6 protein-coding genes and 1 tRNA gene are annotated in these 15,216 nt (G+C 53.2%); 5 read left to right on the forward strand and 2 right to left on the reverse strand.

Annotated elements, in window-relative coordinates; all coding sequences use genetic code 11:
• Positions 1 to 9 precede the first annotated feature (9 nt).
• From recC to recD, 4 genes are all read left to right on the forward strand, one after another.
• Positions 10 to 3,378: an exodeoxyribonuclease V subunit gamma gene (gene recC, locus D9597_RS01960; protein WP_130221493.1), complete on the forward strand. Its 3,369-nt coding sequence runs from the start codon at positions 10 to 12 to the stop codon at positions 3,376 to 3,378.
• 175 nt (positions 3,379 to 3,553) lie between these two features.
• Positions 3,554 to 6,442: a pitrilysin gene (gene ptrA, locus D9597_RS01965; RefSeq protein ID WP_130221494.1), complete on the forward strand. Its 2,889-nt coding sequence runs from the start codon at positions 3,554 to 3,556 to the stop codon at positions 6,440 to 6,442.
• Positions 6,435 to 9,977 (forward strand): exodeoxyribonuclease V subunit beta, encoded by a 3,543-nt coding sequence (gene recB / locus D9597_RS01970; RefSeq protein ID WP_130221495.1) that lies wholly within the window; start codon positions 6,435 to 6,437, stop codon positions 9,975 to 9,977. The genes ptrA and recB overlap by 8 nt, the downstream gene beginning before the upstream one ends.
• On the forward strand, positions 9,977 to 11,803 hold the full coding sequence (gene recD, locus D9597_RS01975; protein ID WP_130221496.1) for an exodeoxyribonuclease V subunit alpha: 1,827 nt from the start codon (positions 9,977 to 9,979) through the stop codon (positions 11,801 to 11,803). Before recB ends, recD begins: the two co-directional genes overlap by 1 nt.
• Positions 11,804 to 12,195: 392 nt before the next feature.
• Here the strand turns inward: recD and argA are convergent, their stop codons facing one another.
• Positions 12,196 to 13,527 carry an amino-acid N-acetyltransferase gene (gene argA / locus D9597_RS01980; protein WP_064529846.1) on the reverse strand — a complete coding sequence of 444 codons (1,332 nt, stop codon included), beginning with the start codon at positions 13,525 to 13,527 and terminating at the stop codon, positions 12,196 to 12,198.
• A gap of 231 nt (positions 13,528 to 13,758) precedes the next feature.
• Here argA and amiC point away from each other — a divergent pair, with 231 nt between their 5' ends.
• On the forward strand, positions 13,759 to 15,012 hold the full coding sequence (gene amiC / locus D9597_RS01985) for an N-acetylmuramoyl-L-alanine amidase AmiC (RefSeq protein WP_044189882.1): 1,254 nt from the start codon (positions 13,759 to 13,761) through the stop codon (positions 15,010 to 15,012).
• 74 nt (positions 15,013 to 15,086) lie between these two features.
• Here amiC and D9597_RS01990 read toward each other — a convergent pair.
• Positions 15,087 to 15,163 (reverse strand) — tRNA-Met (locus D9597_RS01990).
• Positions 15,164 to 15,216: the final 53 nt, after the last annotated feature.

Raw genomic sequence — 15,216 nt, forward strand, 5'->3', positions numbered from 1 at the left:
GGAGCCGCTATGTTAAGGGTCTACCATTCCAATCGTCTGGACGTACTGGAAGCGTTGATGGAGTTTATTGTCGAACGCGAACGGCTGGACGATCCTTTCGAGCCAGAAATGATTCTGGTGCAAAGTACCGGTATGGCGCAGTGGCTGCAAATGACCCTGTCGCAGAAATTCGGCATTGCGGCAAACATTGATTTTCCGCTGCCTGCAAGCTTTATCTGGGATATGTTTGTCCGTGTATTACCAGAGATCCCCAAAGAGAGCGCCTTTAACAAGCGGAGTATGACCTGGAAACTGATGACTCTGCTGCCGCAACTGCTGGATCGCGAAGATTTTACACTATTGCGTCATTACCTGACTGACGATAGCGACAAGCGAAAACTGTTTCAGCTTTCCTCAAAAGCGGCGGACCTGTTTGACCAATATCTGGTCTATCGCCCGGACTGGCTGGCGCAGTGGGAAGCCGGGCATCTGGTTGAAGGGCTGGGAGAAGCGCAGGCCTGGCAAGCGCCGTTGTGGAAGGCGCTGGTGGAATATACCCATGAACTCGGGCAACCGCGCTGGCACCGTGCCAATCTCTATCAACGCTTTATCGAAACACTGGAGTCTGCGACGACCTGCCCACCCGGCTTACCTTCGCGCGTCTTTATATGCGGTATTTCCGCGTTACCGCCTGTTTATCTCCAGGCGCTACAGGCGCTGGGTAAACATATTGAAATCCATCTCCTGTTTACCAACCCTTGCCGTTATTACTGGGGCGATATTAAAGATCCTGCTTATCTGGCGAAACTGCTGACCCGCCAGCGTCGACACAGTTTTGAAGATCGCGAATTGCCGCTATTTCGCGATAGCGAAAATGCCGGACAGCTCTTTAACAGTGACGGTGAACAGGATGTCGGCAACCCGCTACTGGCCTCCTGGGGCAAGTTGGGGCGCGACTATATCTATCTCCTTTCCGATCTGGAGAACAGTCAGGAGCTGGACGCCTTTGTCGATGTCACGCCAGACAATCTGCTGCATAACATACAGTCCGACATTCTGGAACTGGAAAACCGCGCCGTTGCGGGCGTGAACCTCGAAGAGTTTTCCCGTAGCGATAACAAACGCCCGCTTGACCCGCAGGATAGCAGTATCACCTTCCACGTTTGCCATAGCCCGCAGCGTGAAGTTGAAGTTTTGCACGATCGCCTGCTGGCGATGCTGGAAGAAGATCCGACACTCACTCCGCGCGACATCATCGTGATGGTGGCTGATATCGACAGCTACAGTCCGTTTATTCAGGCCGTGTTTGGCAGTGCGCCAGCGGATCGGTATCTGCCTTACGCCATTTCCGACCGTCGGGCGCGGCAGTCGCATCCCGTGCTGGAAGCGTTTATCAGCCTGTTATCACTGCCTGACAGTCGCTTTGTGTCGGAGGATGTGCTGGCATTACTGGATGTGCCGGTGCTGGCGGCGCGGTTTGACATTACCGAAGAAGGGCTGCGTTATTTACGTCAGTGGGTCAACGAATCTGGCATTCGTTGGGGGATAGATGACGATAACGTTCGCGAGCTGGAACTCCCCGCCACCGGACAACACACCTGGCGATTTGGCCTGACGCGTATGTTGTTGGGCTACGCGATGGAGAGCGCGCAGGGCGAGTGGCAATCGGTTCTACCTTATGATGAATCGAGCGGCTTAATTGCAGAACTGGTGGGGCATCTGGCTTCACTGCTAATGCAGCTAAACATCTGGCGTCGCGGGCTGGCGCAGGAGCGCCCGCTTGAAGAGTGGCTGCCGGTTTGCCGCGATATGCTCAATGCCTTCTTCCTGCCGGATGCGGAAACCGAAGCGGCGATGACGCTTATTGAGCAACAATGGCAGGCGATTATCGCTGAAGGTTTAGGTGCGCAGTATGGCGACGCAGTGCCGCTATCGTTGTTGCGTGATGAACTGGCACAACGCCTGGATCAAGAACGTATCAGCCAGCGTTTTCTCGCAGGCCCGGTTAACATTTGTACGCTGATGCCAATGCGTTCAATCCCGTTCAAAGTGGTTTGCCTGCTGGGGATGAACGACGGAGTTTACCCACGCCAGCTTGCGCCATTGGGCTTTGACCTGATGAGCCAGAAACCGAAGCGCGGTGACCGTAGCCGTCGTGATGACGACCGCTATCTGTTCCTGGAAGCGTTAATATCCGCGCAACAAAAACTCTATATCAGCTATATCGGGCGTTCCATTCAAGATAACAGCGAACGATTCCCGTCGGTTCTGGTGCAGGAACTGATCGACTACATCGGGCAAAGCCATTATCTACCGGGCGATGAAGCGCTTAACTGTGATGAAAGCGAGGCAAGGGTAAAAGCGCATCTTACTTGCCACCATACCCGGATGCCGTTTGACCCGCAAAACTACCAGCCCGGTAACTTACAAAGCTATGCGCGCGAGTGGCTACCCGCGGCCAGCCAGGCAGGTAAGGCACATTCTGAATTTGTTCAGCCGCTACCGTTTACCTTGCCGGAAACTGTGCCGCTGGAGACGCTACAACGATTCTGGGCGCATCCGGTGCGGGCGTTTTTCCAGATGCGTTTGCAGGTGAACTTCCGTTCCGAAGACAGCGAAATTCCCGACACCGAACCTTTTATTCTTGAAGGGCTTAGTCGTTATCAAATCAACCAGCAGTTATTAAATGCACTGGTTGAGCAGGATGATGCCGAACGCTTGTTCCGCCGATTCCGGGCGGCAGGTGATTTGCCGTATGGTGCCTTTGGTGAAATTTTCTGGGAAACGCAGTGTCAGGAAATGCAGCAACTTGCCGACAGAGTCATTGCCTGTCGTCAGCCGGGCCAGAGCATGGAAATCGATCTCGCCTGTAACGGCGTGCAAATAACGGGCTGGTTGCCGCAGGTCCAGTCGGATGGCCTGTTGCGCTGGCGTCCCTCTTTATTAAGTGTGGCGCAGGGAATGCAACTTTGGCTGGAACACCTTGTCTACTGTGCCAGCGGTGGTAATGGTGAAAGTCGCCTTTTTCTACGCAAAGACGGCGAGTGGCGTTTTCCGCCGCTTGCAGCCGAACAGGCTTTACATTACCTCTCACAGCTGATTGAAGGGTATCGTGAAGGTATGTCCGCGCCATTGCTGGTATTACCTGAAAGCGGCGGTGCATGGTTAAAAACCTGTTATGACGCAGAAAACGATGCCATGCTGGACGACGAATCCACGTTGCAAAAAGCTCGTTCGAAATTCCTTCAGGCTTACGAAGGCAACATGATGGTGCGTGGCGAAGGTGATGATATCTGGTATCAACGGCTATGGCGGCAATTAACGCCAGAGACAATGGAAGCCATCGTTAAACAATCGCAACGTTTTCTGTTACCGCTGTTTCGCTTTAATCAGTCATGAGTGCTGTATAAAAATTGCGCAATTCATTCGCTTACTTTATGATGCGCACCAGTCACGGACTGATGGATATATAGACATAGGCTGACTCGTTCAGCACAAGATTAAATTCTGGCAGATGATTTGCGTTAACGTGTTGAATCTGGTTGGAAAATAAAGTTGATAATGAGGTCCGTGAATGCCCCGCAGCACCTGGTTCAAAGCATTATTGTTGTTTGTCGCCCTCTGGGCACCCTTAAGTCAGGCAGAAACGGGATGGCAGCCGATTCAGGAAACCATCCGTAAAAGTGATAAAGATAACCGCCAGTATCAGGCTGTGCGTCTGGATAACGGTATGGTGGTATTGCTGGTTTCAGATCCGCAGGCGGTTAAATCGCTTTCGGCGCTGGTGGTGCCCGTTGGGTCGCTGGAAGATCCCGAGGCTTATCAGGGGCTGGCGCATTACCTTGAACACATGAGTTTGATGGGGTCGAAAAAATACCCTCAAGCTGATAGCCTGGCCGAATATCTCAAAATGCATGGCGGCAGTCACAATGCCAGCACTGCGCCGTATCGCACGGCTTTCTATCTGGAAGTTGAGAACGACGCCTTGCCTGGTGCGGTAGACCGCCTGGCCGATGCTATTGCTGAACCCTTGCTCGACAAGAAATATGCCGAACGTGAGCGTAATGCGGTGAACGCTGAATTAACCATGGCGCGTACGCGTGACGGGATGCGCATGGCACAGGTCAGCGCAGAAACCATTAACCCGGCACACCCCGGTTCAAAGTTTTCTGGTGGTAACCTCGAAACTTTAAGCGATAAACCTGGTAACCCGGTGCAGCAGGCGCTGAAAGATTTCCACGAGAAGTACTATTCCGCCAATCTGATGAAGGCGGTTATTTACAGCAATAAACCGCTGCCGGAGTTGGCAAAAATGGCGGCGGACACCTTCGGTCGCGTGCCGAACAAAGAGAGCAAAAAACCGGAAATCACCGTGCCGGTAGTCACCGACGCGCAAAAGGGCATTATCATTCATTACGTCCCGGCGCTGCCGCGTAAAGTTCTGCGCGTTGAGTTTCGCATCGATAACAACTCAGAGAAGTTCCGTAGTAAAACGGATGAATTGATTACCTATCTGATTGGTAATCGCAGCCCAGGTACACTTTCCGACTGGCTGCAAAAACAGGGATTAGTTGAGGGCATTAGCGCCAACTCCGATCCTATCGTCAACGGCAACAGCGGCGTTTTAGCGATCTCAGCCTCTTTAACCGATAAAGGTCTGGCGAATCGCGATCAGGTTGTGGCGGCCATTTTTAGCTACCTCAATTTGTTACGTGAAAAAGGGATCGATAAACAATACTTCGATGAACTGGCGAATGTGCTGGATATCGACTTCCGTTATCCGTCGATCACCCGTGATATGGATTACGTCGAATGGCTGGCGGATACCATGATTCGCGTTCCTGTTGAGCATACGCTGGATGCAGTCAATATTGCCGATCGGTACGATGCTAAAGCGGTAAAAGAACGTCTGGCGATGATGACGCCGCAGAATGCGCGTATCTGGTATATCAGCCCGAAAGAGCCGCACAATAAAACGGCTTATTTTGTAGATGCGCCGTATCAGGTCGATAAAATTAGCGCACAAACTTTCGCCGACTGGCAGAAAAAAGCCGCCGACATTGCGCTCTCTTTGCCAGAGCTTAACCCTTATATTCCTGACGATTTCTCGCTGATTAAGTCAGAGAAGAAATATGACCACCCAGAGCTGATTGTTGATGAATCGAACCTGCGTGTGGTGTATGCGCCGAGCCGTTATTTTGCCAGCGAGCCAAAAGCCGATGTCAGCCTGATTTTGCGTAATCCGAAAGCCATGGACAGCGCCCGCAATCAGGTGATGTTTGCGCTCAATGATTATCTCGCAGGGCTGGCGCTTGATCAGTTAAGCAACCAGGCATCGGTTGGCGGCATTAGTTTTTCCACCAATGCTAACAACGGCCTTATGGTTAATGCTAATGGTTACACCCAGCGTCTGCCGCAGCTGTTCCAGGCATTGCTCGAGGGGTACTTTAGCTATACCGCCACGGAAGATCAGCTTGAGCAGGCAAAATCCTGGTATAACCAGATGATGGATTCCGCAGAAAAGGGCAAAGCGTTTGAGCAGGCGATTATGCCCGCGCAGATGCTCTCCCAGGTGCCTTACTTCTCGCGTGATGAACGGCGCAAAATTTTGCCTTCCATCACTTTGAAAGAGGTGCTGGCCTATCGCGACGCCTTAAAATCAGGGGCTCGACCAGAGTTTATGGTTATTGGCAACATGACCGAAGCCCAGGCAACAACGCTGGCGCGCAATGTGCAAAAACAGTTGGGCGCTGATGGCTCAGAGTGGTGTCGTAACAAAGATGTACTGGTCGATAAAAAACAATCCGTCATCTTTGAAAAAGCCGGTAATAGCACCGACTCTGCGCTGGCAGCGGTATTTGTACCGACTGGCTACGATGAATACACCAGCTCAGCGTATAGTTCTCTGCTGGGGCAGATAGTACAGCCGTGGTTCTACAACCAGTTGCGCACCGAAGAACAGTTGGGCTATGCCGTGTTTGCATTCCCAATGAGCGTGGGGCGTCAGTGGGGCATGGGCTTCCTTTTGCAAAGCAATGATAAACAGCCTTCATTCTTGTGGGAGCGTTACAAGGCGTTTTTCCCAACCGCAGAGGCAAAATTGCGGGCGATGAAGCCAGAAGAGTTTGCGCAAATCCAGCAGGCGGTAATTACTCAGATGCTGCAGGCACCGCAAACGCTCGGCGAAGAAGCATCGAAGTTAAGTAAAGATTTCGATCGCGGCAATATGCGCTTCGATTCGCGTGATAAAATCGTAGCCCAGATTAAACTGCTGACGCCGCAAAAACTGGCCGATTTCTTCCATCAGGCGGTAGTCGAGCCGCAAGGCATGGCTATCCTGTCGCAGATTTCCGGCAGCCAGAATGGGAAAGCAGAATATGTACACCCTGAAGGCTGGAAAGTGTGGGAGAACGTCAGCGCGTTGCAGCAAACAATGCCCCTGATGAGTGAAAAGAATGAGTGATGTCGCCGAGACTCTAGATCCTTTGCGCTTGCCCTTACAGGGCGAGCGCCTGATTGAAGCCTCTGCTGGCACAGGCAAAACCTTTACGATTGCGGCGCTCTATTTGCGCCTGTTACTTGGACTAGGCGGTTCTGCCGCCTTTCCCCGCCCGCTGACCGTTGAAGAACTGCTGGTGGTGACCTTTACCGAGGCTGCCACGGCAGAATTGCGCGGTCGTATCCGTAGCAATATCCACGAGCTGCGCATCGCTTGTTTGCGTGAAACCACCGACAATCCACTGTACAAACGCCTGCTGGAAGAGCTCGACGATAAAGCACAGGCCGCGCAGTGGTTGCTGTTAGCCGAGCGGCAGATGGATGAAGCGGCAGTCTTTACCATTCACGGTTTTTGCCAGCGTATGCTCAACCTGAATGCCTTTGAATCCGGCATGCTGTTTGAGCAGCAGCTGATTGAAGATGAGTCTCTGCTACGCTACCAGGCCTGCGCCGATTTCTGGCGTCGCCATTGCTACCCGTTACCGCGTGAAATTGCTCAGGTAGTCTTTGAAACCTGGAAAGGGCCGCAGGCGTTACTGCGCGATATTAATCGTTATCTGCAAGGCGAAGCGCCGGTTATCAAAGCACCGCCGCCCGATGATGAAACGCTGGCTTCCCGCCACGCGCAAATTGTGGCGCGTATTGATACGGTAAAACAGCAGTGGCGCGACGCAGTGGGTGAACTGGATGCGCTGATCGAATCTTCTGGTATTGATCGACGCAAGTTTAACCGTAGCAATCAGGCGAAATGGATAGACAAGATCAGTGCCTGGGCAGAAGAAGAGACAAACAGTTATCAGTTGCCAGAGTCGCTGGAAAAATTCTCTCAGCGTTTCTTAGAAGATCGCACGAAAGCCGGGGGAGAAACCCCGCGACATCCGCTGTTTGAGGCGATCGATCAACTGCTTGCAGAACCATTGTCGATCCGCGACCTGGTGATCACCCGCGCGTTGGCTGAGATCCGCGAAACGGTAGCGCGTGAAAAACGTCGCCGTGGCGAACTGGGTTTTGACGACATGTTAAGTCGGCTCGATTCCGCGCTGCGTAGCGAAAGCGGCGAGGTGTTGGCAGCGGCGATCCGTACGCGATTCCCGGTGGCAATGATCGACGAATTTCAGGACACAGACCCGCAGCAGTACCGGATTTTTCGCCGTATCTGGCACCATCAGCCGGAAACCGCATTGCTGCTAATTGGCGACCCGAAACAGGCCATTTATGCGTTCCGTGGTGCGGATATCTTCACGTATATGAAGGCGCGTAGCGAAGTTCACGCGCACTACACCTTAGATACCAACTGGCGTTCCGCACCTGGAATGGTGAACAGCGTAAACAAGCTTTTCAGCCAGACTGATGACGCATTCATGTTTCGCGAAATACCGTTTATTCCAGTGAAATCTGCCGGGAAAAATCAGGCACTGCGTTTTGTATTTAAAGGTGAAACGCAGCCAGCGATGAAAATGTGGCTGATGGAAGGCGAAAGCTGCGGCGTTGGCGACTATCAAAGTACCATGGCGCAGGTATGTGCCGCGCAAATCCGCGACTGGTTACAGGCCGGGCAGCGCGGGGAAGCGTTGCTGATGAACGGCGATGATGCACGTCAGGTATGTGCCTCGGACATCAGTGTGCTGGTGCGCAGCCGCCAGGAGGCCGCCCAGGTGCGCGATGCCTTAACGTTGCTGGAAATCCCTTCCGTTTACCTTTCGAACCGCGACAGTGTTTTTGAAACTCTGGAAGCGCAGGAAATGCTTTGGTTGTTGCAGGCGGTGATGACGCCCGAACGTGAGAACACCCTGCGTAGTGCGCTGGCAACGTCAATGATGGGGCTGAACGCGCTGGATATCGAAACGCTGAACAATGACGAAAATGCGTGGGACGCGGTGGTCGAAGAGTTCGATGGTTATCGGCAAATCTGGCGCAAACGTGGCGTCATGCCAATGCTGCGGGCGCTGATGTCGGCGCGCAACATTGCAGAAAACCTGCTGGCAACGGCAGGTGGCGAGCGGCGTCTTACTGACATCTTGCATATCAGCGAACTGCTACAAGAAGCCGGAACGCAGCTGGAAAGTGAACATGCGCTGGTACGCTGGTTATCGCAACATATCCTTGAGCCAGACAGTAATGCCTCCAGCCAACAAATGCGCCTCGAAAGCGACAAACATTTGGTGCAGATTGTCACGATCCACAAATCGAAAGGGCTGGAGTATCCGCTGGTCTGGCTGCCGTTTATCACTAATTTCCGTGTACAGGATCAGGCGTTCTATCACGATCGAGGCTCGTTTGAAGCAGTTCTGGATCTTAACGCTGCGCCAGAAAGCGTAGATTTTGCTGAAGCCGAACGTCTGGCTGAAGATCTGCGTTTGCTTTACGTGGCGCTCACGCGTTCGGTCTGGCATTGCAGTCTCGGCGTTGCACCGCTAGTGCGCCGTCGTGGCGATAAAAAAGGTGACACCGACGTCCACCAAAGTGCGCTCGGGCGTTTGCTGCAAAAAGGGGAACCGCAAGATGCGGCAGGGCTTCGCACCTGTATTGAAGCGTTATGCGATGATGATATTGCCTGGCAAACGGCACAAACTGGTGATAACAAGCCCTGGCAGGTTAATGATGCTTTAACTGCAAAACTGAATGCGAGGACGCTACAACGATTGCCCGGCGATAACTGGCGTGTCACCAGCTACTCAGGTTTGCAGCAGCGTGGTCACGGTATCGCTCAGGATCTGATGCCACGGCTGGATGTTGATGCCGCAGGCGTGGTCAGCGTCGTTGAAGAACCGACGTTAACACCACATCAGTTTCCGCGCGGTGCGTCACCGGGGACGTTCTTGCACAGTTTGTTTGAAGACCTGGATTTTACCCAGCCGGTTGACCCGAACTGGGTGCGGGAAAAACTGGAGCTTGGCGGTTTTGAAGCGCACTGGGAACCTGTGTTAACTGAGTGGATCACCGCTATTCTTCAGGCGCCGCTCAATGAAACCGGCGTAAGCCTGAGTCAACTTTCCGCCCGCAATAAACAGGTGGAGATGGAGTTTTATCTACCGATTAGTGAACCGCTTATCGCCAGTCAGCTTGATACGTTAATCCGCCAGTTTGACCCGCTATCCGCTGGCTGCCCGCCGCTGGAGTTCATGCAGGTACGCGGCATGTTAAAAGGCTTTATCGACCTGGTGTTCCGCCACGAAGGGCGTTATTACCTGCTCGACTATAAATCCAACTGGTTGGGTGAAGACAGTTCGGCCTACACCCAACAGGCTATGGCAGCGGCGATGCAGGCACACCGCTATGATCTGCAATATCAGCTTTATACCCTGGCGCTGCATCGTTATCTGCGCCATCGCATTGCTGATTACGACTATGATCGTCACTTTGGCGGCGTTATCTATCTGTTCCTGCGTGGCGTTGATAAAGAACATCCGCAACAAGGGATCTACGCGACCCGACCCAACGCCGAGTTGATTGACCTGATGGATGAGATGTTTGCCGGTATGACCCTGGAGGAGGCGTAATGAAATTGCAAAAGCAATTACTGGAAGCTGTGGAGCACAAACAGCTACGCCCGCTGGATGTGCAATTTGCCCTGACCGTGGCCGGAGATGAACATCCTGCCGTCACCCTCGCGGCGGCACTGTTAAGTCATGATGCCGGAGAGGGACACGTATGTTTGCCGCTTTCACGACTGGAAAATAACGAGGCGTCGCATCCGCTGTTGGCGACCTGTGTCAGTGAAATCGGTGAGCTACAAAATTGGGAAGAATGCTTGCTGGCTTCACAAGCGGTCAGCCGGGGAGATGAACCAACGCCGATGATCCTTTGTGGCGATCGCCTTTATCTGAATCGCATGTGGTGTAACGAGCGTACGGTGGCGCGCTTCTTCAATGAGGTGAATCATGCCATCGAGGTGGATGAAGCGTTGCTGGCGCAAACGCTGGATAAACTCTTTCCGCCTGGTGATGAAGTTAACTGGCAAAAAGTGGCGGCAGCAGTGGCGCTGACGCGGCGCATTTCGGTAATTTCCGGCGGCCCCGGCACAGGTAAAACGACGACCGTGGCGAAGTTGTTGGCTGCGTTAATTCAGATGGCCGACGGTGAACGCTGTCGTATCCGCCTGGCTGCGCCAACGGGGAAAGCTGCCGCACGCTTAACAGAATCTCTCGGCAAGGCTCTGCGCCAGTTACCGCTGACCGATGAACAAAAGAAACGCATACCAGAAGACGCCAGCACCTTGCACCGCCTCCTGGGCGCGCAGCCAGGTAGCCAGCGTTTACGCCATCATGCGGGTAACCCGTTGCATCTTGATGTGCTGGTGGTGGATGAAGCGTCAATGATCGATCTACCGATGATGTCGAGACTGATCGACGCCTTGCCCGATCATGCGCGAGTGATCTTTCTCGGCGATCGCGATCAACTGGCCTCCGTTGAGGCTGGAGCTGTGCTGGGCGATATCTGCGCTTATGCCAATGCGGGCTTTACCGCAGAGCGTGCCGGGCAGTTGAGCCGCCTGACGGGAAGCCATGTTCCGGCGGGAAGCGGCACAGAAGCGGCATCTTTGCGCGACAGTCTCTGCCTGCTGCAAAAGAGTTACCGTTTCGGCAGCAACTCTGGCATTGGTCAGCTTGCGGCGGCTATTAATCGTGGCGATAAAACGGCAGTGAAAACCGTTTTTCAGCAGGATTTTACTGATATCGAAAAACGGCTTTTACAGAGCGGCGAAGATTATATTGCGATGCTTGAGGAAGCTCTTGCGGGTTACGGACGTTATCTGGATCTGCTGCAAGCGCGTGCCGAGCCGGATTTAATCATTCAGGCGTTCAATGAGTATCAGCTTTTGTGCGCCCTGCGGGAAGGGCCGTTTGGTGTGGCTGGACTGAATGAGCGAATTGAGCAGTTTATGCAACAGAAGCGCAAAATTCATCGTCATCCGCACTCGCGCTGGTACGAAGGCCGGCCGGTGATGATTGCCCGTAATGACAGTGCGCTTGGGTTGTTTAATGGTGATATCGGTGTTGCTCTGGATCGCGGGCAGGGGACGCGCGTCTGGTTTGCAATGCCGGATGGCAATATCAAGTCGGTGCAACCGAGTCGCTTGCCAGAGCACGAAACCACGTGGGCGATGACGGTACATAAATCGCAGGGATCGGAGTTCGACCATGCGGCGTTGATTTTACCGAGCCAACGCACGCCGGTAGTAACACGAGAGCTGGTTTACACCGCGGTGACCCGTGCGCGTCGGCGTTTGTCATTGTATGCCGATGAACGCATTTTAAGTGCGGCAATCGCCACGCGCACCGAGCGGCGTAGCGGGCTGGCAGCGTTGTTTAGTTCGCGGGGATAAATGTGATTGCCTGATGCGACGCATGCGCGTCTTATCATGCCAGGGGAATTGCGCATATCGCATCCGGCGATTTTCATCGCTTACCCTAAATCCGCCATCAACACCTTTGATTTTCCGTAGGTCGGATAAGGCGTTCACGCCGCATCCGACGATGAGTGCCGATGCCTGATGCGACGCATGCGCGTCTTGTCATGCCTGGGGGCATTGCGCATATCGCATCTGGCGATTTCCATCGCTTACCCTAAGTCCGCCATCAACACCTTTGATTTTCCGTAGGTCGGATAAGGCGTTCACGCCGCATCCGACGATGAGTGCCGGTGCCTGATGCGACGCATGCGCGTCTTATCATGCCTACGAGTGTTACGCATATCGCATCCGGCGATTTCCATCGCTTACCCTAAGTCCGCCATCAACACCTTTGATTTACGCTGGTAGTTGTACAACTGCTTTTTGCTCTCCGGCAGCAAATCAATATCCACCGGGGTAAATCCGCGTTCCTGGAACCAGTGAATACTGCGCGTAGTCAGTACAAACAATTTGCTTAAGCCGCTCTGCTTCGCCTGGGCTGCAATGCGTTCCAGCAAAACCTCGCCCCTTGATGAACTGCGGTAATCCGGATGTACAGCCACGCATGCCATTTCACCTATCTTCTCTTCCGGGAATGGATAGAGCGCGGCGCAGGCAATAGTCGTGTTATCGCGCTGAATAATGGTGAATTTGTCGATTTCCATCTCCAGTTGCTCGCGAGAACGACGCACCAGAATACCTTGCTGCTCCAGTGGGCGAATCAACTCCAGAATACCGCCAATATCGTTGATTGTTGCGCGACGAATCTGCTCGGCGCTTTCCATCACAATCTGCGTACCGATACCGTCGCGTGAGAACAACTCTTGCAACAGCGCGCCATCTTCCTGATAACTGATTAAATGACAGCGACGCACGCCGCTGCGGCAGGCTTTCACTGCGCCACGCAAAAAGCGCACCGTACCGGAGTTGTAATCGCCTTTCTCTTCCTGGGCTTCTACCCGCGCTTGCGCTTCGTTAGGGAAAAGTTCTGAGACAATATCACCGTCGTCATTAGTGACGCCCTGTGAAGAGCAAAAACCAATCATCTTCTCAGCTTTCAGTTTGATGGCCAGTTGAGTGGCAATCTCTTCCGAGGTCAGGTTAAAGCTCTCGCCAGTGACCGAAACCGCCACCGGCCCCATCAGCACAATCGCACCGCTGTCCAGTTGGCGATGAATCGCTTCTTCATCAATCCGCCGGATGCGCCCGCTATGGCAATAATCCACACCATCATCCACGCCCAGCGGCTGGGCAATAATAAAATTGCCGCTGACGACGTTGATATGCGCGCCCTGCAACGGCGTGTTGTTGAGGCTCATTGACAAGCGAGCGGTTATATCCAGTTGTAACGTACCCGCAGCCTGCTTCACCAGCTCCAGCGTTTTGGCGTCGGTCACGCGCGTATTCTTGTGATATAGCGGCTCGTGGTGATGCGCTGCCAGATTCGCGTCGATCTGCGGACGTGCGCCATAAACCACCACCAGACGGATGCCGAGGCTGTGCAACAACCCAATATCATTGACAATACTGGAGAAATTTTCATGCTCAATGGCTTCTCCGCCGAGCATGATGACAAACGTTTTTCCCCGGTGGGTATTGATATAGGGAACCGAATGGCGGAATCCCTCGACCAGCTCGGTTTTACGTTCCTTTACCACGGCACACCTCTTTGCATGATTATTCGAAATTATTGTATTTTTATTCTGTTTTTTCGCCGTGTGCAAGTGCAAATTTTATGCGAGTGCGACTTTTTTATCAGTAATACCGTGAATATAAATAGAATGTTTACCGTTTTATAGATGACAGATTATGCGTCTTTCGCTAAAGTTTCCGGTCAAATTGGTCGTTTACTTGTTACACAGCTTAGATTTCTTTTGCTCGGGAGAGGCATGTCAGGATCCAACACTGCAATCAGCCGTCGTCGTTTACTGCAAGGCGCGGGCGCCATGTGGCTATTGAGCGTAAGCCAGGTGAGTCTGGCTGCGGTCAGCCAGGTCGTGGCGGTGCGCGTCTGGCCTGCGTCCAGCTACACCCGCGTGACGGTAGAATCAAATCGTCAGCTGAAATATAAGCAGTTCGCGTTGAGTAATCCTGAACGCGTGGTGGTGGATATCGAAGATGTAAACCTGAACTCGGTGCTCAAGGGGATGGCTGCGCAAATCCGCGCTGACGACCCGTTCATCAAGTCGGCACGCGTCGGCCAATTTGATCCGCAAACCGTGCGGATGGTTTTTGAGTTAAAGCAAAATGTAAAACCGCAGATGTTTGCCCTCGCGCCGGTCGCCGGGTTTAAAGAACGTCTGGTGATGGACCTTTATCCGGCCAATGCTCAGGACATGCAAGACCCATTGCTGGCATTGCTGGAGGATTACAACAAAGGCGACCTCGAAAAGCAGGTGCCGCCTGCGCAGAGTGGCCCACAGCCAGGCAAGGCCGGGCGCGATCGTCCGATTGTCATTATGCTCGACCCTGGCCACGGCGGCGAAGACTCCGGCGCGGTGGGGAAATACAAAACGCGCGAAAAAGACGTGGTATTGCAAATAGCTCGCCGTCTGCGCTCTCTGATCGAGAAAGAGGGCAATATGAAGGTTTACATGACGCGTAATGAAGATATCTTCATTCCGTTGCAAGTGCGCGTAGCAAAAGCACAGAAACAGCGTGCTGACTTGTTTGTCTCTATTCATGCCGACGCCTTTACCAGTCGCCAGCCGAGCGGTTCCTCGGTGTTTGCGCTCTCTACCAAAGGCGCAACCAGTACTGCGGCAAAATATCTGGCGCAAACCCAGAACGCCTCGGACTTGATTGGTGGCGTGAGCAAAAGCGGCGACCGCTATGTCGACCACACCATGTTCGATATGGTGCAGTCGTTGACCATTGCCGACAGCCTGAAGTTTGGTAAGGCCGTGCTAAATAAGCTGGGGAAAATCAACAAACTGCATAAGAATCAGGTTGAGCAGGCCGGGTTTGCTGTGCTGAAAGCGCCCGATATTCCCTCCATTCTGGTCGAAACGGCGTTTATCAGTAACGTTGAGGAAGAGCGCAAATTGAAAACGGCGACTTTCCAGCAGGAAGTTGCGGAGTCTATTCTTGCGGGAATTAAAGCGTATTTTGCCGATGGGGCGACGCTGGCGAGAAGGGGATGATAAAAAGGCGCTGAATGGCGCTTTTTTTATGGGAGAATAGAAACAAAAAAACACCCGTTAGGGTGTTCAATAATTGGTTGCGGGGGCCGGATTTGAACCGACGACCTTCGGGTTATGAGCCCGACGAGCTACCAGGCTGCTCCACCCCGCGTCACCGTACTGCTATTACTTCATCAAATTTTGATTGGTTGCGGGGGCCGGATT

Origin of the sequence: Escherichia sp. E13S3 (assembly GCF_004212325.1) — a bacterium.
Taxonomy (GTDB): domain Bacteria; phylum Pseudomonadota; class Gammaproteobacteria; order Enterobacterales; family Enterobacteriaceae; genus Escherichia.

What these genes read in the sequence shown, in the direction of transcription:
- recC (WP_130221493.1), top strand. Translation starts at nt 10, where the DNA reads ATGTTAAGGGTCTACCATTCCAATCGTCTGGACGTACTGGAAGCGTTG.
- ptrA (WP_130221494.1), top strand. Translation starts at nt 3,554, where the DNA reads ATGCCCCGCAGCACCTGGTTCAAAGCATTATTGTTGTTTGTCGCCCTC.
- recB (WP_130221495.1), top strand. Translation starts at nt 6,435, where the DNA reads ATGAGTGATGTCGCCGAGACTCTAGATCCTTTGCGCTTGCCCTTACAG.
- recD (WP_130221496.1), top strand. Translation starts at nt 9,977, where the DNA reads ATGAAATTGCAAAAGCAATTACTGGAAGCTGTGGAGCACAAACAGCTA.
- amiC (WP_044189882.1), top strand. Translation starts at nt 13,759, where the DNA reads ATGTCAGGATCCAACACTGCAATCAGCCGTCGTCGTTTACTGCAAGGC.